Genomic DNA, 20,727 nt, shown 5'->3' with positions numbered 1-20,727 from the left:
CCCAACCGCCACCGCCGGGCGGGCACGCGCTGCGCTGAAGAGATGGCCGGTACGGCACCCGCCGCACCGGGACCACCGGTCACGGGCCATCGTGACCAACGAAGGCAGAGGGTGTGCCACACCAACGGACCAGGGAGAACGCTGTGTTGGTCACGAAGAGAAGCCTGCGGCCGATCGCCGCAGCAGCAACCGTCGCGCTCGTCGCTGCGGCGTGTGGAGGTGATGGTGGATCGGCCGCGGACGGTGCGGCCGCGGATGACGTCGGAGCCGCCCCGGCGCACTGCGGTGATATCCAGCCCGAGGATCTCGACGGCGCGGGCGTGTCGATCTTCGGCGCACCCACCAGCGTCGAGGCCGACGCCTTCAACGCTGTGATCGAGGACTGCTTCAACGGTCCCTTCAACGCCAACGGGGTGTACGAGGGGTCGGACTCGTTCGAGACGCAGGTCCTCGTCCGGATCGAGGGGGGCAACGCGCCCGACATCGCGATGTACCCCCAGCCAGGATCGATCATCGAGCTCGCCGAGCGCGGCACCGCCATCGCCCTCGAGGACCTGGGCTTCGACACCGCCGAGCTCGAGGCCACCTTCGGCGAGTACCTGTTGTCCCTGGGCGAGTTCGAAGGCAAGCACTACGGCCTTCCCACCAACGTCAGCCTCAAATCGTTGATCTGGTACAACAAGCCGGTGTTCGAGGCCAACGGCTACGAGATCCCCGAGACGTGGGACGAGCTCCTGGCGCTCAGCCAGCAGATCGTCGACGACGGTTCCGCCGAGGCGCCGTTCTGCATCGGCACCGGCAGTGACGCGGCGACCGGATGGCCGGCCACCGACTGGCTGGAAGACGTCATGCTCCGGACGGCCGGGCCGGACACCTACGACCAGTGGGTCAGCCACGAGATCCCGTTCGACGACCCGGCCGTGGTTGACGCGGCCAACACCTTCGCCGAGATCGCGTTCAACCCGGACTTCGTGGTGGGGAGGACGAGTGACATCCCGGGCGTCGACTTCCGTGACGCCGCGCACGGCATGTTCAGCCCGAGCATCGAGGAGCCAGCCTGCGTGTTGCACCGCCAGGCCAGCTTCATCACGAGCTTCTTCCCCGAGGAGACCGAGGTCGGGACCGACGTCGACGTGTTCCCGTTCCCTGCGGTCGACCCCGATCAACCGACAGCGGCGCTGATCGCTGGCGAACTGGCGGCCGTGCTCAACGACACCCCCGCCGTCAGGGCCTTCCTCAGCACCCTCATCTCCGAAGGGGTCCAGTGCACCCTCGGCGGCTACGAGGGCGTCCAGCGGATCTCGCCCAACGTCAACACCTCAGGCGACTGCTACACCGATGACGTGGTGGCGCGGTCCGCCGACACCATCGTCGAAGCGCTGAAGGCCGGTGGGGCAAGGTTCGACGCGTCGGACCTGATGCCATCCATCGTGGGGACCGGAAGCTTCTGGACCGCGATGAACGAGTGGATGCGCGGCGCGGACATCGAGCAGGTCCTCGCCGACGTCGAGGCGAGCTGGCCATCGTCGTGACCGGGTGATCCCGTGAGCAGGTGGTGAGCTGCATGGTGGCTCACCACCTGCTCGTCGGTCCGTGCATACGACTCCACTCGGTTGGTGGTTGGTGAGGCCCGTGCCTCAGCACCGTGGGAGCGATGGTTCATCGGGGTCCTAGCGTTGGCGGAGCGACGCGAGGAGGGCGCTCGACGGCGCGACGGCTCCGAAGACCCCACCCGACATCGTCACCATCTTCAGCGCAGCCTGTTCGTTGCCTTCGTCGACCGCTGCGGTGCAGTCCTCGAGTAGGAGGCACTCGAAGCCGCGGTCGTTGGCCTCGCGCATGGTCGTGTGCACGCAGACGTCGGTCGTCACACCGGTCAGGAGGAGGTGCGTGATGCCTCGCCGGCGCAACAGCGCCTCCAGGTCGGTGGCGTAGAACGACCCCTTGCCCGGCTTGTCGACGATCGGCTCGCCGTCGATCGGCGCAACATCCGGGACGATCTGCCACCCGGGTTCCCCGCGCACCAGCCGACGACCGTGTGGTCCGCTGTCTCCGATGCCCGCGCCCATGCGGCGGGAGCGCCACAGCTTCGTCGCCGGGAGATCCGAGAGATCCCGTCGGTGTCCCTCCCTGGTGTGGACGACGAGCATCCCGAGTTCACGAGCACGTTGCAGGATCGCGCGCGCTGCCGGGAGGGCACGCTGGAGTCTCTGGACGTCGTAGCCCATGCGGTCCACGTAGCCGCCGGGTGCGCAGAAGTCGTGCTGCCAGTCGATCATGAGCAGCGCGGTCGCCGCCGGCACGATGTGCCCGTCGTAGGGCCACGGGTAGGGACGGGCCGCATCCAGCGCCGGGAAGCTCTCCGCCGCCATGACGTCGGGGCGCTGCGGCTGGGCTTCGGTCGAAGACATGTCCGATCCTCCACAGGGATCGCCGGTCGGCCAGCCGCGATCGCGGCTGGCCGACCGGCAGGTTCGGTCAGGAGCAGGTGGCGACGATCGTGTCCGCAGCGGAGGACAGGGGCCCGTCATCCAGCGCCTCCGAGAACTCGGGGAGACCATCGCCCGGGTCGATGTTGCCCTCATCGACCGCCCAACTCGCCAGGTCGAACAGCGAGTGCGCGATGCTGCCATCCAGGCTCAAGCCGTACGTGTAGCCATCGAGCACGCCATCGAGGGTCGCGCCATCGAGCCCGGTGGCGTCTCCGACGGCGGTCCGTGCCTCCGGGTCGCCTCCGTCCAGGAGGGTCGAGGCACACTCGAACGCGGCCAACAGCCGCCCCAAGGCTGCCTCCTTCTCCTGCACCACGTCGGCGAGCGCGTTGTAGAAGACGAGGCTGATGTAGGGCGGGTCGCCTCGCAACGCGACGGCCTCGTCCCCGAGCTCCGCGGTGATCTGCGTGGCGTACGGCTCGAAGATCGCTGCGGCGTCCACGTCACCGCGCCGGAGGGCGGTCTGCAGCTCCGGGGGCGCCACCTGCACCAACTCGGCAGCCACGTCGGCTTGGGCGAGGAACGTCGCGGCCATGAAGTGGGCGCTCGTCCCGAACGTCGTGCCCACCGAGCGCCCGTCGAGATCCTCCATCGTCTCGATGCCGAGTGCCCCGTTCGCAACGATCCGCATGTTGCCGTGGTAGGCACCCTGGGCGAGGACGCGGACCTCGTCCGACGCGACGATGGCAGCGGACGTCGGCACGTCCGCCGCGGTCACGACGTCGACCGCTCCACCGAGCAGGGCCTCCATCGCCTCGGCTCCCGACGCGAAGTTCACGATCGCCACGTTCAGACCGACCTCGTCGAACAAGCCGAACGCCTCGGCCACGGAAACCTGGCCCCACGCAGGGTCGACGACGACTCCGAGGCTGATCGTGTCCCTGGCCACCTCCGCGGTGGGTTCGATGCCTGCATCGTCCGCCACATCCGACGCGTCCACCTCGGCGCTTGCCTCCGCCGCCTCATCGAGCGGCGTGTCCGCCGATGTGTCGTCGGATGCCGCGCAACCCGTCGCCAGCAGCAGGGTGGACACGCTCAGCAGGCACGTCGCCCGCATCTGGGATCGCCTCACGTCAACCTCCATGATCGTCGTTCGTTCTCGGCAGGCCCCACCCGTGCGCCGTCGTGGTGCGACCCTCCGTCGACGGCTTTGCTGTCACGTGCCCGCGCCGTTTCGCGGCGATTACGCCACCCGTCCTCGGCGCCAGACGATGCTCGTGGTGGCTCGTGAGCCGATCCACACGAGTCCGCCACCTGAGCTCAGGAGCTCTGGTGCAACCACCGCGCGCTCGTTCACCACAGCGCCTGGACGAGCACGGCGATCGCGCTGATGGCGGACAGGACCAGGACCGCTGGCGCCAACAGGCCGCGGTCGACGGCGGGGCGTAGGAGGGCCGATGCGACGAAGCCAACGACCACCCCGGGGATCAACGCCAGTGACCAGCGCAGCTCCGTCGCACCGAAACGTCCCACCGACGCGACGCCGATCAGCGACACGGTCACCCCGACCATGAAGATCACCGACAGCGTGCCGCGCACCACCGGCGCGGCAGCGCGGCGGTAGACGAGCGCCACGGGTGGACCGCCGATCGATGCAGCGACCTCCATCACGCCCGAGACCACACCGGCGCCGAGCAACGTCCCCCGCTGAGGCACGAGCTGCAGTCCGGCCACCGACAGGGCAACCGCGGCCAGGACCACGACCGCCAGCGTGATGCTCAGGGCCTGCTGCGTCAGCAGCGCCAGCGCCAGGGCGCCCACCGCAGCCCCAGGGACACGCCCCACGAGCACCCACGCCACGCCGGTCCCGTCCACGGCGCCGCGCTCACGGGCAGTCATCATCGTCGTCAGCGTCAGCAGCCCCACCAGCACCGGCCCCGGAACGAGCTGCGGGTCGACCAGCGCCAGCAGCGGTGCCGCCAGCAGCGAGAACCCGAACCCGAGCGCGCCCTGGATCGCGGCGGCGAGGGCAGCGATGAGGGCGACGAGCAGCAGCTCGCCGACCACCTCAGGCCCCGCTGTCAGGCGTCAGGAAGCGCCGAACGGCATCCACGAGCACGTCGCGTGCGAGCTCCATCGTCGACAGCGAGATGACCTCGTCGTACACGGGCCAACCCTCGTAACCCGGGCCGAACGTGACCGCCGGGATGCCGGCGTGACGGAACACGATCGTGTCGTTGAACGCCGGCTTGCAGTAGTGCAGCGCCGGCCGCGTCGTCACGAGCTCGTACGACGTGGTCAACGCCGCCACGAGTGGATCATCGATCGGGACGGTCTCCGTGCCGGGCACGAACGTCGGGCCGGGCACGTACTCCACCGACGCGGTCAGCCCGTCCACGCAGTGCCGCGCCGCCACCGCGGTGATCTCGTCCAGCAGGTGACCGCGGCTGACGCCCGGACCGATGCCGACCGCGGCAAGACGGGCCGTCGCCTCCAACGGCGTGAACTGCGCCATACCGGCCTCGCCCGCGTCGAGCCCGACGGGGCAGACCTCGTGGCCGTCCCGGTCAGGGTCCTCGAGGTCGGTGAGGATGCGACGGAGCGCTGACGCCGGGTTGATGCCGGTGTCCGGCCGCCAGATGTGGCTCGACCGGCCCCGCACGGTGACGTCGAGCAGCGCGTGACCCGTCTGCCGGTTCGCGATGCCGATCGTGGGCTCCGGGGTGTCCAGCATGGCGGTCGGCTCGACGGTGATGGACCCATCCGGCCGCAGGCCGAGCACGTCGGTCAGGTAGCTGGCCCCTTCGACGCCGTTGCGCTCCTCGTCGACCGTCAGGGCAACGAGCAGCGTCCCGGCCGCCGGCGGGTCGCGCAGCAGGTCACGGACCGCGAGCAGCAGCGTCGCCATGTTCGCGCGGGTGTCGGACGTGCCCCGGGCGACCAGGTCGTCGCCGTGGCGGGTCAGCTGGTAGGGGTGGGGCGTGCGTTGCCAGCGGCTGGCCGGCCCGGACGGGTAGGTGTCGAGGTGGTCGTTGAGCATCAGCTCCGGGCCAGGGCCGAACGCCATGCGCGCGAGCACGTTGGCCCGGGTGGCGTGTCGCCCCACCAGCCGCGTCTCGAAGCCCCACCGTTCCAGCAACGCGGCGAGCGGTGCGGCGGCGTGCGACTCCTCCGGGGGCCGCAGCGGGCCGTCCAGGCTGTTCTCGCACCACGGCTGCCCGAGCCCGACGAGCCACCGGGTGAACGCCTCGACCCCGTCCGCCAGGGCGTGCTCGCCGGCGTCGGCGGCGGCCGCGAGCTCATCCATCGTGAGCGGCACCTCCCCGACCGGGCGGTCGTCGTCGTAGACGACCCGTGTGGCGGCGTCCATGGCAGGGGTGGTCGGCGCGGGCATGGCGTGTTCCTCCGTCGGTCGGTCGTCGAGGTGGCGGGCAGCGCGGGGCGGGGCGAGAGCGGTCATCGAGGTTGCGGGTGGACGACGTGGGTGGATGGGGACGCCAGCCGAAACGGGGCATCAGCCGGTCGGGCCGTCAGGTGGGCACGGCGACGAGCGGCACACCCATCACGTCGTCGCTCGCGGTGCGGATGGCAGCGGCGACGTCCGTGCGATGAGCCAGCGCGAGGCCGGCCACGGCACGGGCACGGTGCGGTGTCAGGCCCGGCGCGAACGTCACGCCGGCGGCCGTCAGCTCGGCGGAACCGCCGGGGTAGCCGTAGACGGGGCAGGTGAACGCGTCCGGTGCCCGGCTGGTGACGATCACGACCGCGTCTCCAGCCGCTGCGGCATCGACGGCGACGCGCGCCATGCCGGGCGGCAGGTTCCCAGCGCCGTTGGCGGCCACGACCACGGCGCCCGGCGCCACCGCGATCGCCGACGCCAACAGCAGACCATCGTCGCCGAGGGCCGCCGTGACCACCGGGACCGCAGGTGGCACGCCGCCGGGCAGACCCAGACCGCGGGTCGGCGCCGGGGTGCGCCACACCGATGGCCCGAGCGGTCCAACCCCGCCGACCGGACCGCGGCCCGGTGCGGCGAAGGCGGCGCGCAGCGCGCCGGACACCTTGAGCGACTCCCGCCCGAGCAGCACGTCGCCCCCGAACACCACGACCGGTTCACTCCACGGCAACGCGGCGACCGTCGCGGCCGCGTCGATCAGGTTCGCGGCGCCGTCGCTGTCGGGGCGGCCACCGGGGATCATCGAGCCGGTGACGGCCACCGGTTGGGGCCACGGGCCGGCCCACGCCAGCCACGCCGCTACCTCCTCGATCGCGTCCGTTCCGACGGTGACGACGGCCGGACGCGCGAGCTCGACGAGGTGGTGACCGAGGTCACACAGATGCTGGCCGTCGACCTCGGACCCGCCGACCAGCGCGACGTCCACCGCGACCGTGTAACGGTCGTCCGTGGCGGCGAGCTGGGCGGCTCGGCGGCGGGGGACGGCCGCGCCGTCCTCCTGGACCATCGAGATGGTGCCCCCGAGCGCCAGCAACGCGATCCCGGTCATCCCGTCTGCTCCATCGGGCCCCGGTCCAGGTGTTGGAGGTAGTCGGGGATGTCGGTGTCGGCGTCCAGGTTCCCGAGCCCGATGGCCCACTCGGCGCGAGCTCGCAGCGCGTCCGCCAGCTCGTCGGTCAACTGCGGCTCGTAGATGTACTCACCGACCACTGCCGTCAGCACCTCGCCCTCGAGGCCGGTCACCTCGCCGATGGCAGCCATGGCGTCGGGGTCCTCGTTCTCGAGCAGGTCACTGGCCAACCGCAGCGCCTCGATGAAGCCGGCGATCTCCGCCGCGCGCTCCTCGACGGTGTCGGCCAGGGAGATGTAGAGGCTGTGCTGCACGTAGGGCGGGTCGCCCGCGATCTCGACCGCGTCGTCGCCGAGGTTCAGCGCGACGCGCGTCGCGTGGGGCTGGAAGACGGCCGCGACCTCGATGTCGCCGCGTTCCATCGCGGTCGCCATCTCCGGGGGCGAGACCTGGACGAGCTCGGCCTCGACGCCGGCCTGGTCGAGGAACATCGTCGCGAAGTAGTGGGCGCTGGAACCGAGCGGGGTGCCGATGCGGCGACCCGCCAGGTCTTCCAGCGTCTCGATGCCGTGGGCCGCATCGGTGATGAAGCGGCTCTCTGGGTGACGGGAGCCGTCCGCGATGACGCGGATGTCCGGGTTGCTGATGATGGCCGCCGAGGTGGGCGTCTCACCGCCGGTCGCGACGTCGATCGCGCCGCCGTTCAGCGCCTCCAGCGCTTCGGCGCCGGTCGGGAAGTTCACCACCTCGACGTTCACGCCTGCCGCCTCGAACAGGCCGAGCGACTCCGCGACGGGGACCTGAGCCCAGGACGGATCGACGACGAACCCGACCAGCAGTGGCTCCCCCTGGGCGGCGGCCGCTTCGGTGTCGCCGCCGATGTCCGCGTCGACGTTGGCGTCGGCCGGGGCGGCGTCGTCACCGCATGCGACGAGCAGCAGGGCGGCGATCGTCAGCGGGATGGCAGCGGCCAGGTGGCGTCGGTGCCGTCGGCCACCGCGGGTGGCGGTGCGGTTCCGGGGCATGCGCATGAGGACCTCCTCGAGGTCAGGTCGGGCGATGGGCGTGCGGGTGGGGGGTGGCGCTGGGACGCCGGGCTCAGCTGGTAGGGACCGGGGATCCCAGCCCCAGCAGGTCGTGCAGGTGGCGACGCAGGGACGCGTAGCCCGGCAGCTCGGCGAGGCCGCCAGCCGGTCGCGGATGCGGCAGCGGGTTCTCCAGGTGTTCGAGAAGCTCACCGCCTGGGCCGAGCACCGCGATGCGGCTGGAGATGCGCAGGGCCTCGTCCACGTCGTGTGTGATGAACAGGATGGTGGCGTGGAGTTCCCGCCAGAGGTTGAGGACCAGGTCCTGCATCGCGAGCCGGGTCATGGCATCGAGTGCGCCGAACGGCTCGTCCATCAGCATGACCCGTGGCTCGGTGGCGAGCATCCGGGCGATGCCGACCCGCTGGCGCATGCCGCCGGAGAGCTGGTGGGGCAGCTTCGTCGCGACCTCGTCGGGGTCGAGCCCCACGAGGGTCAGCAGCTCGCGGGCTCGCAGCAGCCGCCGGTCGCGTCCCACGCCCATCGCCTTCAGGCCGAAGGCGACGTTGCGTGAGATCGACATCCACGGGTAGAGCACGTCGTGCTGGAACACCACGCCGCGGTCACGCCCAGGTCCGGTGACGACCTGGTCGTCGACCCTCACGACACCCGACTCCGGGGAGGTGAACCCGGCGACCGTGTTCAGCAGGGTCGACTTCCCGCAGCCGGAGCGGCCGAGCACCGCCAGGAACTCACCCCGCGGCACGTGCAGTGTGAGCTGGTCGAGAACGGCGGCCTCGCCCGGGTCGTAGCGGACCGTCAGGGTGTCGACGTACAGGTCGGTGCTCATCCTCGCTCCTTCGCCCAGCTGGTCAGCGGGGTGGTCAGACGGTGGAAGACTTGGTCGACGACGGCCCCGAGCAGCCCGAGGAACACCAGGCAGACGAACAGGCGGTCGGCCCGGCTGAACAGCCGCGCCTGGTCGAGGCGGAAGCCGAGCCCCGAGGTGGCGCCGGTCATCTCCGCAGCGACGATCAGGATGAACGACGTCGCGATCCCCACCCGAAGCCCCGCGACGATCATCGGGAGCGCCGCTGGCATCACCACCTCGAAGAGCGTCTGGCGGCGGGAAGCGTTCATGCAGGCGGCGACCTGGAGGTAGTCCCGTCGGGTGCTGGCGATGCCGGTGTGCGCGGTGATCCAGACCGGGAAGAAGACCCCCAGGGAGACCAGGAACAGCTTCGACTGTTCGCCGATGCCGAACCACAGGATCGCCAGTGGCACCAGCGCGATCGCCGGGATGGGGCGGACCGCCTGGAGCGTGCCCTCCAGCATCACATTGGCGATGCGTGATCGGGCCGTCAGCGCCCCGAAGGCGACCGCCAGCGACGAACCCACCAGGAAGCCGCTCAGCGCCCGCCGCCCGCTCGCGTACAGGTCGGTCCACAGCAGCCCGCTCTCCGCGAGCCCCACACCGGCGGACCAGACCTGGGCCGGGGACGGCAGCACCTGCGGGCTGAAGATGCCGCTGGCGACGACCGCGGACCACACCAGCAGCGCCATGGCGATGGACACGAGCGGAGCCAGACCGCCCGCCATCCGGTTCGTGCCGATGCGCATCGCGCGGCCGAACCCCGACTCCGTTGACGCAGCACGCCAGCCGGCATCGGTGGGGTTGCCGCGCCGTCGGAGCGGGCGGGGGGCGATGTCGGTCATGCAGTCACTCCTTGCCACGGAAGGTCTGGCCGGACAGGACGATGCGGTCGTGGCGGTAGCGGACGAACTCCATGGCGGCCGGGACGGCGTCGGCCCGGAGCACGAGCCGGCTGCTCGCGAGGAGCGGTGTGCCGACCGGGATGGCCAGCAGGGCGGCAGCGTCCGGGTCCGCGGGCAACGCCTCGATCGACGTGGAAGCGGCCACCAGGTCCACGCCCAGGTCGCGTTCCATCAGGTGGAACAGGTCGGTGCCGGCGAGGTCGGTGTCGAGCAGCCGGGCACCGAGGTCGTGCGGCACGAACGTCGTGTCGAGCGACAGCGGGCGCCCTTCGACCATGCGGCGACGCTCGATGAGCACCACCGCCTCGCCCGGGGCGCGTTCGAGCTTGCGTGCCACGGTGGGGTTGGCGCGCACGACGCGGGCCGCGAGCACCTCGTTGGTGATGGCGCCGTCACCCGACTTCACGTACTCCGACAGGGCGAGCAGCCGGTCCGTCCCGGCGGTCGCCTTCTGACCGACGACGGTCGTGCCCGTCCTCGGGCGACGGTCGACCAGCCCTTCGCTGCGCATGAGGCCGAGCGCCTCCCGAACGGCGTTGCGGGTTGCCTCGTAACGGTCCGCGAGGTCCGCCTCCGACGGCAGGACCGCGCCGCTGTCGAGGCACTCGAGGACCTCGAGTCGCAGCGCATCCCGCAGGCGGCGGGCCTGCGTCGAGCGGGTCTCGCGGACCTGCTCGTCGGTGCGGGAGGGGGTGGGCATGGGGCGAACCATCCGCCCGGGGGATGTCGCCTTGCTTGCTGTCCCGTTTCTCGCTGATTACGCCACCACCGAGGGCCGTGGACGACTCCGCGTCGCCCGTGCGGGCCTGATCCTGGGGAGTCCGCCACCGATCCATGCAGCACAGGGCACGTCGTGGGGGACCCACCTGCGCCGCTGCCTCAGCCGGCGACGCGTGGACGGTCGATCGGTCGCGAACCGCTCCGCGAGGTCGTCCACCTCGAGGTCGCCCGTGGACACCGCCATCACCAACTGGAGGGCCGCCTCGTCGTCGAGATCGACGGTGTAGCCGTTGATGTCGAGGAAGACCACGGCGGCCAGCCACGCCAAGGGCTCGTTCCCATCGACCAACGCGTGGTAGCGGGCGAGCGAGTGCAGCAACGCAGCCGCCTTCGCTTCGAGGCTCGGGTACGCGTCAGCACCGAACACCGATGAGCCCGGTCGGGAACACGCGGCGTCGAGCAGCCCGACGTCACGCACAGGCCCGGCACCCAGCGCACGGGTCAGAGCGAGCAGGTCCTCGAGGTCGAGGTACTCGATGTCCGCGGGGGCTCGAGTCACACCGAGCCGAGCCGATCGAGCACGTCACCCCGCCGATCGATGGGTCGGTCGGCGCTCGCGTCGACACGCGCCCGGTGACCGGCGCGGGGACGGAGGATCTCGAGGTCAGCCCGTGGTGAGGAGCGGTACGAGGTCAGCTGGGTCGTCGACGATGGCATCGGCTCTGGCGGCCTCGAGCTCGGCGCGGTCACCGATGCCCCACGTGACACCGACCGTCGCGGTGCCGCACGCGCGGCCAGCGCCGATGTCGTGGTAGCGATCGCCGCACATCCAAGCGTCCGCGCGTTGCATCGGATCCGAGCCGACACCGGCCCAGGCGAGCGCTCGTTCGAGCGCCTCCGCCTTCGGTTCCTCGAGTGCGTCGAGTGGTGGCGCGAAGACCCCACCGAACCACCGGTCGAGCCCGACGCTCACCAGGATCGGCTGCGCGAACTCCGCAGGTTTGGAGGTGACGACGGCCAGCTGCACCTCCCCCGCCAACCGTTCGAGCACCCGCCCGACCCCGGGGACCACGAGGGTCCGCTCGAGTGAGACCTCGCCGTACACCTTCCGGTAGGCGGCGACGCAGTCGTGTGCGCCCGACGGGTCGCGGCCGTCCTCGAGCAACAACTCAACGAAGGTGCTCAGCAGCGGGGGTCCGATGTACCGGTGAAGCGCATCCTCAGCACGGCGTGGAAGACCCGCGGACGTGAGCGCGTGGTTGATGCAGTGAGCGATCGCCGCGCGGGAGTCGACGAGGCAGCCGTCCAGGTCGAAGAAGACCGTCCTCACGTCCTCACCCACGGTGTCTCCTGCCGCGTCACAGGGTGTGCACCCTAGGACTGCCTGACATCCGCGTCCGAGGCTCCGGCGGCCGGCACCGCTGGTGTTCACCAGTCGTCGTCGAAGCCATCCTCGATGCCGAACCCCTCGTCGAACCCGTCCTCGGTGTCGTCCGTGTCGTCGTGCGGGTCGTCCTGGGGCCCGTCCCAGGGCGAGGAGTCGTCATCGTCGAGCACGCGGTCGCTGGGTCCAGGCTGCACGGGCACGCGGCTCTCGGCTGGACGGAACGGCGCGAGGTAGTGGCCGATGACGAGCCCATCGACGAAGGCAGCGTCACCGATGTGCCGCTCTCGAGGTGTGCGCTCCACCGGGAAGGCGGCGTCGAGGGGACCCGCTGCCGTCCAGGCCTCACCCCGCTGCCCGTCAGGCGCCGCCCCCGAGGCCGGCGCGGCTGCTCGCCGTGACGGCCTGGCCCGGGACACCACACCGAGGACGACCGAGAGGACGACCACCGCGACCACGAACTCGATCCACACGATGACCCCCTCCGCCACCCGCGCCGGAACCTCCGGCACCACGAGCATCGTCCCTCACGGGTGCGACACCGCCTCGGCCTGGCCGGCAGCCACCACGACCGACAGGTCACTCTTCTTGGCCGCGTACATCGCCTCGTCCGCGCGACGGAGCAGGACGTCGAGTGAGTCGCCATGGTCCGGCAGCACCGCGACCCCGCAGCTCGCGCCGATGACGATCCCGGCCCCGTCGACGTCGTACGGCTGCCGCAAGCTCGTGACGGTGCGGTCGAGGATCTCCAACACCTCGTCCGCTGCCTCGACCTCCAGGAGCACGACGAACTCGTCACCACCGAGCCGTGTGACCAGGTCCCGGCTACGGACACCGGCGATGAGTCGCCCTGACACGTGCCTGAGCACCTCGTCCCCGACCGCGTGACCCTGGGTGTCGTTGACCTGCTTGAAGCCGTCCAGATCGAGGATGCAGATGGCCACGGTCCGCCGAGCGGCCCGAAGGGCATCGAACCTCTCCGCGAGCAGGAGGCGGTTGCCGAGCCCCGTCAGGGGGTCGCGCGTAGCGCGATGCTCGCTGTCGAAGGACATCGAGGCGGTCTGCTGCAGCAGTGACAGCGGCAGCAGGAGCAGGGGCAGGAACCCCCAGTGATGTTCCAGCAGGACGACGATCACCGGTGCGAGGGCGAGCACGGCAGCGGTCGTCCACGCGTAGTGGATCGCATCCTCGGTGATGGCCCCCCAGACCGGGCGTCCCTCCAGCAAGCCGACCGCCGCGCTCACCAGCACGATGTTCACGCCGTGGTAGACGACGATGGCGAGCAGGACCGTGAGCAAGGAGCGTGGAGTGAACACCTCGTCGGATCCGAAGACGGGTGCCCAGCCGCTCCACGCCAGGGCCGCTGCCGCGCTCCAGTAGACGAGCGTCCACTGTGCGACGTTGAAGATGATGACGAACAGCTTGCGGTGGCGGACGATCCCACCAGCGACGGCCGATACGACCACACCGAGTAGCGCGGTGGCGAGACCGAAGTACAGGAGCAGGGCGAAGACGAACGCCCAGGACAGGACCAGTCCCTCGGTGCGTCGCGACGCGATCACGGGACGGATCTCGCTCAGGACCGAACCCGATGAGGATCCACGGCGCCGGCCCGAAGCCCAGAAGGTGGGCGACGTCCCGGAAGGTCACGACCGCCGCGCCGGCGGCGAGGGCCACCGTCAGCCACCACCACGTGGCGAAGCTGGTCGTCTGCACCACCGGCCAGATGTGGTCCTCACCCCTGTTCGACTTCAGCCTGTCGGTCACCATCGCCCCCGCCTCGCCCCCGGTCAGTATCGGCCGACCGCTGTCAGGCTGAAGCCCGCTGCCGGCGAGACCGTCTCACTCGGGCGTGACACACCCATCAGTTCAGCGTCGAAGCACGCTGCTGGCACCTCCGACGGTGCGGAGGGCGAGGTCGACGAGGTCGTCGGCCTGCAGGCCCGGCCAGCCGTGGAGCACGTGTCGCCACCGGTCGGGGATCGCGCTGACCCCCCATCGCGCCCCGAGCAGCTGCCCCGCGATCGCGGCGGTGGTGTCGGTGTCGTCACCGATCCCGATGACCCGGTGGAGGGCGTCCTGGAGGTGGCGGCTCGGCTGTCCCTCCGGCACCGGGGTCGACACGATGGCGGCGTGCGCCGCCTGCAACGCGCTGACCACGTAGGCGTTGCTGCCGAACCGCTCCGGGTCGCTCGTCTCTGCCTCGATGAGCCTGGCCTCCCAGAACGCGGACCGGTCCGCAGGCAGCAGGGCGAGCCCGTCGTGGATGCCGTCCAGGCGGGCCTCGCGGACGGCCCGGTCGATGGCGATGCACCACAGCGCACACGCCTCGCCGCTGACCGGGTCGGCGTGTGTGAGGCCCGAGACCGCCTGGGCTGCCTCGACGATCGCCTGGTCGTCACCGAGGTGCGCGAGGGCCACCGGCGCGGTCCGCATCAGCGCACCGTTGCCGGCGCAGCTCCCGGGGTGGGTCTCGAACCGGGAGGCGGCACGCATCGGCACGTCGGCGGCATCGGTCGCGGCACCGAGGACCGCCCGGGTCAGGTTGCCCGCATCCGGCGGCCCGCTCGCGTACCAGTCGAGGAACCGGCCGGCGATCGCCTGGAGGTCGACACCGCCCCGGGCGGTCACCTCGGCGATGCAGACCGCCATCGAGGTGTCATCGGTCCACTCCCCCGGCTCGAACCCGCCGAGCCCGCCACCGATCATCTCGGCCTCACCACGGAACGGCGCGCTGCCGAACTCGTACCCGGCTCCGAGCGCATCGCCGACCGCCAGGCCCAGCAACGCCCCGGCCGCCCGGTCCGAACGCTGATCCACATCCACCTCCGACCTCGTCGCGCACAGGCACCGCCGTTCGCCAGACACGAGCATCGCAGCCGCCTGTGACCCCCGCTGCCGCGCTGATGCGAGGCGACGACCTTGGGCCTCCGACGAGCGTCGCCGTGCGCCGCACATGCGCGAGGCCTCTCCATCACCTCGGCATCCCCTTCCCCTCCGCCGCCCGCACGGCGCACGGATGTGGTCGAACGCCCTTCCCGCGCTGCCCACAGCGTGTCAACGTCAGTGCCACCACTTGGGAGTGTGGTCATGGTGCGAAGGACTCGCGGGGGTGCGGCGATCCTGGCGCTGGCGCTGGCGTTGGCCGCCACAGCCTGCCTCGAAGAAGGGGACGGTGACGGGGATGGCGACGGTGTCGGCGGCAGCGTCAGCATCCTCGGGGCGTACACCGACGAGGACGGCAACCTGCGGGACATGCTCTCGGACTTCTCCGCGGAGAGCGGCATCAACGTGGAGTACGAAGGATCGGCCGACTTCGAGACGGTCGCGGTATCGCGGATGGAGGGTGGGAACCCGCCCGACATCCTCATCTTCCCCCAGCCCGGGTTGATGGCGGACTTCGCCGCGCGTGATCAGCTCCAACCGCTCGACGACCTCTTCGACCGGGGCGAGCTCGAAGGCCGCCTCCACGAGGGGCTCATCGACCTCGGCCTCGTGGACGATCAGCTCTACGCGATCCCCATCTGGCTCAGCATCAAGAGCCTCGTCTGGTACCCGAAGCAGGCCTTCGACGACGCCGGCTACGAGGCCCCGGAGACCCTCACCGAACTGCAGGAGCTCACCGACCAGATCCGCGAGGACGGCACGACGCCGTGGTGCATCGGCATCGAGGCCTCGGGCTCGACCGGCTGGCCGGCCACGGACTGGCTCGAGGACATCCTGCTGCGAACGGCTGGCCCGGAGGCCTACGACCAGTGGGTCGATGGTGAACTCGAGTTCGCGTCGCCCGAGGTAACCGAAGCGGCCGAGTACTTCGAGGAGATCGCGCTCACCGACGGCAACGTGCTCGGCGGTTCCACCGGCATCGTCACCACCCCCTTCGGGTCCGCGCCCGAGCCGATGTTCGAGGACCCGCCGGCGTGTTTCCTGCACAAGCAGGCGAGCTTCATCGTGGGTTCCTTCCCCGAGGAGGCGGAGTTCGGCACCGATTTCGATGTCTTCTACTTCCCGAGCGCCCCCGAGATCGGTGACTACGACGGCCAGCCCTTGATGGGCGCTGGCGACATCGCAGCTCTCGCAAGCGACAACGAGGCCGCTCGAGAGGTGCTCGAGTACCTCACCCAGCCAGAGGCTTTCGAGCAGTCACGTGCGCAGGACGGCGGCACCCTCTTCGCCTTCCAGGACTTCACCTCCGACCAGTACCCCGACCCCGTCGACCAAGCGCAGGCCACGTTCCTCGAGGAGGCGGAGGAGTTCCGCTTCGACGGCTCGGACCTCATGCCGGGCACCGTCGGCTCCGGCACGTTCTGGAGCGAGATGGTCGCGTGGCTCAACGGCGAGAAGGACCTGCAGTCCGCCTTGTCCGCCATCGATGCCTCGTGGCCCGAGGACGGCGAGGAGGACCGCATCGACGAGCTCGAGGAGGAGATCGGCGAGGAGGGTGAGGAGGAGCAACAGGAGGAAGAGGACGCCGGCGGCGGCGAGGATGCCGAGGATGAGAGCTGACCGCCCGGACTGGGCAACGTGACCCAGGAGGTCGGCCGTGATCATCAAGATCCTCAACGGGCTCATCGCGATGGTCGCGGGTGTCGGCGGGGCGGTGCTGTTGTTCATCGTCATGAACGCGCTCGTCGAGCGGCTTTCATCCAAGTGGGAGCAGCGGATCAAGCCGTACGTGTTCATCGGACCGGCGGTCGCGGTCGTCGGGCTCTTCCTCGTCTTCCCAGCGTTGCGCTCGTTCTACCTCAGCTTCTTCGATGCAGCGGGCGATCGGTTCGTTGGGGCCGACAACTACCAGACCCTGTTCGACGAGGGCCCGATCCGCACCGCCATCTGGAACAACTTCAAGTGGATCATCGTGGTCCCGGCCGCGTGTGTGGTCATCGGCCTGTTCGTCGCGACGCTCGCTGACCGGCTCAAGCCACGGTGGGAGTCGGTCTCGAAGTCGGTGATCTTCCTGCCCATGGCGATCAGCGCCGTGGGCGCCAGCACCATCTGGGGTTTCGTCTACGCCTTCCGGGCAGAAGGACGACCTCAGATCGGTCTGCTCAACCAGATCGTGACCGCCTTCGGCGCCTCGCCGGTCGCGTGGCTGCAGGAACGGTTGATCAACGACTACATGCTGATGCTGGTGTTCATCTGGCTCCAGGCCGGGTTCGCCATGGTGCTGCTCTCTGCAGCGCTGAAGAACGTGCCCGAGGACACCATCGAGGCGGCACGGGTGGACGGCGCATCGCAGCGGCAGATCTTCTTCCGCGTCATCGTGCCCCAGATGATGCCGACCATCGTCGTGGTCTTCACCACGGTGCTCATCGGCGTGCTCAAGGTCTTCGACGTCGTTCGGGTCATGACCAACGGCAACTTCGGGACCGAGGTCATCGCCAACCGCTTCATCTCGGAGATCTTCACGTTCCGTGAGTTCGGTCGGGCGGCCGCGATCGTGGTCGTCCTCGTCGTCGCCACGATCCCCGTCATGGTCCTCAACATCAAGCGGTTCCGTCAGATGGAGAGCACCTGATGAGCACCGGGACACCCACACCCGAGGTGGAGGCCGTCGAGCGCGAGGACGGGATCGAGGGGTCGAAGGCCACGGCCCAGCACCTGCAGGAGCAACGCCGCGGCGCCATGATCGTCCGGGTCTCGCTGCTGGCGTTGTGCCTGCTGTGGACGGTGCCCACGATCGGGCTACTGATGTCCTCGTTCCGCACCCGCTCCGAGGTCGTCTCGAGCGGGTGGTGGACCGTCCTGGGAAGCCCCCTCGAGTTCACCCAGTTCACCTTGGACAACTACGACTCGGTCCTGTTCGGCTCGGGCATGGCCAACGCCTTCATCAACACCGCCGTCGTCACCATCCCTGCCACCGTGATCCCGATCATGGTGGCGGCGTTCGCGGCCTACGCGTTCTCGTGGATGCGGTTCCCCGGACGTGAGGTGATCTTCGTCATCTTCGTCGGCCTGCTGGTGGTCCCGATGCACATCGCGTTCATCCCGCTGTTGCGGGTCTTCGGTGCGTTCAACATCACCGGGACGTTCCTGTCGGTCTGGCTCGCGCACACCGGCTTCGGGATGCCGCTCGCGGTCTACCTCATGCGCAACTACATGGGGTCGCTCCCGAACGAGGTGATCGAGTCGGCGCGGGTCGACGGCGCGAGCGACTTCCAGGTGTTCTGGCGGTTGGTGCTCCCGCTGTCCACACCCGTGCTCGCCGCCTTCGCGATCTTCCAGTTCCTCTGGGTCTGGAACGACTTCCTGGTGGCCCTGGTCTTCCTCGGCGGTCTGCCCGACGTGCAGGTCCTGACGGTCAACCTGGCCGAGCTCATCGGGCAACGGGGCCAGGACTGGCACCTGCTCACCGCCGGAGCCTTCGTGACCATGACGGTGCCCCTCATCGTGTTCTTCACGCTGCAGCGGTACTTCGTCCGAGGCATGACTGCCGGGTCGGTGAAGGGCTGAGATCCGCGAGACCGACCGGACCCGACGACGCGTGAGGCGCACATGCGGTGCAGCGTGATGACGTTCAACCTGTGGGGGCACGACCGCTGGCCCGACCGCAAGGAGGCGGTGGTCGGTCTGCTCGAGGTACGCCGTCCGGATGTGCTGGCCCTGCAGGAGGTCCGACCGGACACGATCGAGCTGGTCGAGACCACGCTGCCGCACCACCGCCGGATCGAGGACGATCTCATCGGGTGGCAACAGGAGAGCAACATCTTCTGGGACGAGCGCCGGTTCTCGTACCTCGAGCATGGCGCCGAGCCGATCGGTCAGCTCGAGGAGCACCGTCGTCTGTTCTGGGCCCGGCTGCGCCCGTCGGATGGTTCGCCGGACGTGCCCGATGTGGTCGTGGCGGACGTCCACCTGTCGTACCCCGACAACCCCGAGGAGTGGGAGGGTCGGCGCAACCCGCGGGTGGAACAGGCGCAGCGCACGGTCGCGGCGCTGGACGAGATCGCCGGCGACGGGCCCTGCCTGCTGATGGGCGACATGAACGACTACCGCCACCCGCTGCGCATCTTCGTCGAGGGTGGCTTCGAGCACGCCCGAGGGGCGCTGGAGCTGCCCCTCGTGCCGACGCACCCGGCGTACCCGACCGCGCGGGACACCACGCAGGTGATCGACTGGCAGCTACACCGAGGCGCGATCCGCCCGCTGGCCACGGAGGTGATCGAGTACTTCCACGGGGACATCGCCCCGAGCGACCACCGACCGCTGTTGACGGTGTACAGCCTCGGTGAGGACTGACTCGCGTACGGGGCCTGAGGGCGACGCCATCGGAGGCGTCGGGTCACCGTGCCTGACGGGCGACCTCCTCCGGCCACCGTCGCTGCACACCGAGCTGGTCGAGGCGCCCGAGGAACTCCTGGAGCAAGGAGCCGCCGGCGTGGACCTGGGCAGGTTCGACATCCCGCCGGACGCTGAAGGCGGCGATCGCCCCCGCGGCCTCACCGAGGGACCACTCGACCGGGTGGAGCCGGAAGCACCCGTTCGTCACGTGTGTGGTGCCCGCCGACTTGCCAGCTGCGAGCAGGTTGCGTAGCCGGACGGGGATGAGCATCCCGAGGGGGATCTGGAAGGGCCACGACGGGACATCGACGTAGCCACGCCCGCAGGTGGAGGGGTGGAGGTCGATCCGGTAGGACCCGACACCGACGCTGTCGGCGACCTCCGTGGCGCGTTCTGTCGGCCCCGCTGGGACGACACCGACGTCCTGCTGTCGGACGACGGTCAGCGCCTGGATGCGCCGTCCTTCGCGGGTGTAGTGCCGTTGCGCGAACCCGTCGCCTGTACCCAGGACATCGGGCACGGGCCGCAGACCCGGCCAACCCGTGCCGCCGTCGGGACGCGGGGCGTCGACCTGCAGCCAGTGGAGGAAGGAACGTGACAGCTCCTCGGCACCGTCGAGCGCGGCCCGACGCTCCTCGGGAGTGACGTCGACGACCGGCGCGCGCCAGTAGTCGACCTGCGGCCAGTTCACGACCGTGACATCGGTCGTCCAGCCCGGCGGGTAGTGCCCCCCGTACCTGATCCGCCGGAACGTCCACAGGTCCTGCCCGCCGCCGAACAGGGGCCGGCGGAGCGGCCGGCCGGTCTCGGGTTCCTGCGTCTCCCAGCCGAGCTGCGGTCCTGGCCAGAACGAGGCTCGGTGGTTCCGCCAGAACCCGTACTCAGCGGGGCGCGCGATGGTGTGGTCCTCCCCGGGTCGGTGCTCGAGGGCGAAGCACCAGGTGATCGCCTGCTGGCAGGACGGATCGGGCTCGTCGGTGTTGTCGGGTTCGCCGGTGACCGCCCGGCCCTCGCCACCGATGGCGTACTCGCATCCCGCCAGCGGCAGGAGATCACCCTCCTCGGTCGCGTCGAGGACGTACCGGGCCGAGACAACGGTGGCCTCGCCGCCGCCGAGGTGTGCGAGCTCGACAGCGCGGATGCTGTCGGCGTCGACCGCCACCGAACGGGCGACGTGTCGCCGCAGGATGCGGAGCACACCGGCGGCGACGAACGGTTCGAGCTGGGTCTCGATGGCCGCGGCCGCCTCCGCCGGTTCGCAGCCGAGCCGGCTCACCCAGCAGCTGCCCGGGTTCAGCTCGGGGTCCGTCGCAGCGGCTCCGACGAGCGGGCGTCGCCGGTAGCGCGCTCGTATCAGCTCGCGCAGCTGTCGGTAGCTCCGGTTGGCGCCGGTCCACTCGATCCAGGGGTGCTCGTCCGGAGGTACTGCCTGGGTGGTCAGCTGCCCGCCGAGCCACCGGTGCTCCTCCGACATCACGACGTCGAGTCCCGACCGGACCCCCGCCAAGGCGGCCGCCACGCCGCCCATCCCGCCGCCCACGACCAGCAGATCGCAGGTCAGTTCGGTCATCGGGAAGGCTCGC

21 protein-coding genes are annotated in these 20,727 nt (G+C 70.2%); 6 read left to right on the top strand and 15 right to left on the bottom strand.

Annotation, left to right across the window (positions count from 1 at the left end):
* Positions 1-143: 143 nt before the first annotated feature.
* Positions 144-1,532, top strand: a complete 1,389-nt coding sequence (locus tag NITAL_RS25600; protein WP_052669055.1) for an ABC transporter substrate-binding protein — start codon at positions 144-146, stop codon at positions 1,530-1,532.
* Between the two features lie 138 nt (positions 1,533-1,670).
* On the opposite strand, the gene biuH is transcribed toward NITAL_RS25600, so the two are convergent.
* The 13 genes from biuH to NITAL_RS25535 all read right to left on the bottom strand — a co-directional run bounded on the left by biuH (position 1,671) and on the right by NITAL_RS25535 (position 13,425).
* Complete coding sequence (biuH, locus tag NITAL_RS25595; protein WP_052670101.1) at positions 1,671-2,372, bottom strand: biuret amidohydrolase; 702 nt, start codon at positions 2,370-2,372, stop codon at positions 1,671-1,673.
* A gap of 106 nt (positions 2,373-2,478) precedes the next feature.
* On the bottom strand, positions 2,479-3,564 hold the full coding sequence (locus tag NITAL_RS25590) for an ABC transporter substrate-binding protein (protein WP_169786958.1): 1,086 nt from the start codon (positions 3,562-3,564) through the stop codon (positions 2,479-2,481).
* 221 nt (positions 3,565-3,785) lie between these two features.
* On the bottom strand, positions 3,786-4,499 hold the full coding sequence (locus tag NITAL_RS25585) for a TSUP family transporter (RefSeq protein WP_052669053.1): 714 nt from the start codon (positions 4,497-4,499) through the stop codon (positions 3,786-3,788).
* Position 4,500: 1 nt separating this feature from the next.
* A complete protein-coding gene (locus tag NITAL_RS25580) occupies positions 4,501-5,826 on the bottom strand; it encodes a M20 family metallopeptidase (RefSeq protein ID WP_157042107.1) in 1,326 nt (441 codons plus the stop codon).
* Positions 5,827-5,962: 136 nt separating this feature from the next.
* Positions 5,963-6,937 carry an asparaginase gene (locus NITAL_RS25575; protein WP_083442025.1) on the bottom strand — a complete coding sequence of 325 codons (975 nt, stop codon included), beginning with the start codon at positions 6,935-6,937 and terminating at the stop codon, positions 5,963-5,965.
* On the bottom strand, positions 6,934-7,989 hold the full coding sequence (locus NITAL_RS25570; RefSeq protein WP_052669051.1) for an ABC transporter substrate-binding protein: 1,056 nt from the start codon (positions 7,987-7,989) through the stop codon (positions 6,934-6,936). The genes NITAL_RS25575 and NITAL_RS25570 overlap by 4 nt, the downstream gene beginning before the upstream one ends.
* A gap of 67 nt (positions 7,990-8,056) precedes the next feature.
* Positions 8,057-8,833, bottom strand: coding sequence for an ABC transporter ATP-binding protein (locus NITAL_RS25565; protein WP_052669050.1), 777 nt, complete (start codon positions 8,831-8,833; stop codon positions 8,057-8,059).
* A complete protein-coding gene (locus NITAL_RS25560; RefSeq protein ID WP_052669049.1) occupies positions 8,830-9,699 on the bottom strand; it encodes an ABC transporter permease in 870 nt (289 codons plus the stop codon). The genes NITAL_RS25565 and NITAL_RS25560 overlap by 4 nt, the downstream gene beginning before the upstream one ends.
* A gap of 4 nt (positions 9,700-9,703) precedes the next feature.
* Entirely contained in the window at positions 9,704-10,459 is a 756-nt protein-coding gene (locus NITAL_RS25555; protein ID WP_052669048.1) for a GntR family transcriptional regulator, read from the bottom strand.
* Between the two features lie 57 nt (positions 10,460-10,516).
* Complete coding sequence (locus tag NITAL_RS25550) at positions 10,517-11,038, bottom strand: type II toxin-antitoxin system death-on-curing family toxin (protein WP_083442023.1); 522 nt, start codon at positions 11,036-11,038, stop codon at positions 10,517-10,519.
* Between the two features lie 105 nt (positions 11,039-11,143).
* Positions 11,144-11,821 carry an HAD hydrolase-like protein gene (locus NITAL_RS25545; protein ID WP_052669047.1) on the bottom strand — a complete coding sequence of 226 codons (678 nt, stop codon included), beginning with the start codon at positions 11,819-11,821 and terminating at the stop codon, positions 11,144-11,146.
* An 86-nt stretch (positions 11,822-11,907) separates the two neighbouring features.
* Positions 11,908-12,375, bottom strand: coding sequence for a hypothetical protein (locus NITAL_RS25540; RefSeq protein ID WP_157042106.1), 468 nt, complete (start codon positions 12,373-12,375; stop codon positions 11,908-11,910).
* A 15-nt stretch (positions 12,376-12,390) separates the two neighbouring features.
* Positions 12,391-13,425 carry a GGDEF domain-containing protein gene (locus tag NITAL_RS25535; protein WP_052669045.1) on the bottom strand — a complete coding sequence of 345 codons (1,035 nt, stop codon included), beginning with the start codon at positions 13,423-13,425 and terminating at the stop codon, positions 12,391-12,393.
* A gap of 131 nt (positions 13,426-13,556) precedes the next feature.
* Here NITAL_RS25535 and NITAL_RS29315 point away from each other — a divergent pair, with 131 nt between their 5' ends.
* Positions 13,557-13,682, top strand: coding sequence for a hypothetical protein (locus NITAL_RS29315; protein ID WP_281175579.1), 126 nt, complete (start codon positions 13,557-13,559; stop codon positions 13,680-13,682).
* A gap of 50 nt (positions 13,683-13,732) precedes the next feature.
* On the opposite strand, the gene NITAL_RS25525 is transcribed toward NITAL_RS29315, so the two are convergent.
* Positions 13,733-14,683, bottom strand: a complete 951-nt coding sequence (locus NITAL_RS25525; RefSeq protein ID WP_211262682.1) for an ADP-ribosylglycohydrolase family protein — start codon at positions 14,681-14,683, stop codon at positions 13,733-13,735.
* 270 nt (positions 14,684-14,953) lie between these two features.
* On the opposite strand from NITAL_RS25525, the gene NITAL_RS25520 reads away from it, so the two are divergent.
* Genes NITAL_RS25520 through NITAL_RS25505 form a run of 4 tightly spaced genes read left to right on the top strand, consistent with a single transcriptional unit; the run spans position 14,954 to position 19,102 of the window.
* A complete protein-coding gene (locus NITAL_RS25520; protein ID WP_157042105.1) occupies positions 14,954-16,369 on the top strand; it encodes an ABC transporter substrate-binding protein in 1,416 nt (471 codons plus the stop codon).
* A gap of 37 nt (positions 16,370-16,406) precedes the next feature.
* Positions 16,407-17,381, top strand: a complete 975-nt coding sequence (locus NITAL_RS25515; protein ID WP_211262681.1) for a carbohydrate ABC transporter permease — start codon at positions 16,407-16,409, stop codon at positions 17,379-17,381.
* Positions 17,381-18,316: a carbohydrate ABC transporter permease gene (locus NITAL_RS25510; protein WP_083442021.1), complete on the top strand. Its 936-nt coding sequence runs from the start codon at positions 17,381-17,383 to the stop codon at positions 18,314-18,316. Before NITAL_RS25515 ends, NITAL_RS25510 begins: the two co-directional genes overlap by 1 nt.
* 57 nt (positions 18,317-18,373) lie before the next feature.
* On the top strand, positions 18,374-19,102 hold the full coding sequence (locus NITAL_RS25505; RefSeq protein ID WP_169786957.1) for an endonuclease/exonuclease/phosphatase family protein: 729 nt from the start codon (positions 18,374-18,376) through the stop codon (positions 19,100-19,102).
* Between the two features lie 43 nt (positions 19,103-19,145).
* Here NITAL_RS25505 and NITAL_RS25500 read toward each other — a convergent pair whose 3' ends face one another.
* A complete protein-coding gene (locus tag NITAL_RS25500) occupies positions 19,146-20,714 on the bottom strand; it encodes an FAD-dependent oxidoreductase (RefSeq protein WP_052669040.1) in 1,569 nt (522 codons plus the stop codon).
* Positions 20,715-20,727 lie beyond the last annotated feature (13 nt).

Origin of the sequence: Nitriliruptor alkaliphilus DSM 45188, from assembly GCF_000969705.1 — a bacterium.
Lineage (GTDB): Bacteria > Actinomycetota > Nitriliruptoria > Nitriliruptorales > Nitriliruptoraceae > Nitriliruptor > Nitriliruptor alkaliphilus.
This window is presented reverse-complemented; position numbering and strand designations above follow the sequence as displayed.

What these genes read in the sequence shown, in the direction of transcription:
- biuH (WP_052670101.1), bottom strand. Translation starts at nt 2,372, where the DNA reads ATGGCGGCGGAGAGCTTCCCGGCGCTGGATGCGGCCCGTCCCTACCCG.
- NITAL_RS25580 (WP_157042107.1), bottom strand. Translation starts at nt 5,826, where the DNA reads ATGCCCGCGCCGACCACCCCTGCCATGGACGCCGCCACACGGGTCGTC.
- NITAL_RS25575 (WP_083442025.1), bottom strand. Translation starts at nt 6,937, where the DNA reads ATGACCGGGATCGCGTTGCTGGCGCTCGGGGGCACCATCTCGATGGTC.
- NITAL_RS25570 (WP_052669051.1), bottom strand. Translation starts at nt 7,989, where the DNA reads ATGCGCATGCCCCGGAACCGCACCGCCACCCGCGGTGGCCGACGGCAC.
- NITAL_RS25565 (WP_052669050.1), bottom strand. Translation starts at nt 8,833, where the DNA reads ATGAGCACCGACCTGTACGTCGACACCCTGACGGTCCGCTACGACCCG.
- NITAL_RS25560 (WP_052669049.1), bottom strand. Translation starts at nt 9,699, where the DNA reads ATGACCGACATCGCCCCCCGCCCGCTCCGACGGCGCGGCAACCCCACC.
- NITAL_RS25555 (WP_052669048.1), bottom strand. Translation starts at nt 10,459, where the DNA reads ATGCCCACCCCCTCCCGCACCGACGAGCAGGTCCGCGAGACCCGCTCG.
- NITAL_RS25520 (WP_157042105.1), top strand. Translation starts at nt 14,954, where the DNA reads ATGGTGCGAAGGACTCGCGGGGGTGCGGCGATCCTGGCGCTGGCGCTG.
- NITAL_RS25510 (WP_083442021.1), top strand. Translation starts at nt 17,381, where the DNA reads ATGAGCACCGGGACACCCACACCCGAGGTGGAGGCCGTCGAGCGCGAG.
- NITAL_RS25505 (WP_169786957.1), top strand. Translation starts at nt 18,374, where the DNA reads ATGACGTTCAACCTGTGGGGGCACGACCGCTGGCCCGACCGCAAGGAG.
- NITAL_RS25500 (WP_052669040.1), bottom strand. Translation starts at nt 20,714, where the DNA reads ATGACCGAACTGACCTGCGATCTGCTGGTCGTGGGCGGCGGGATGGGC.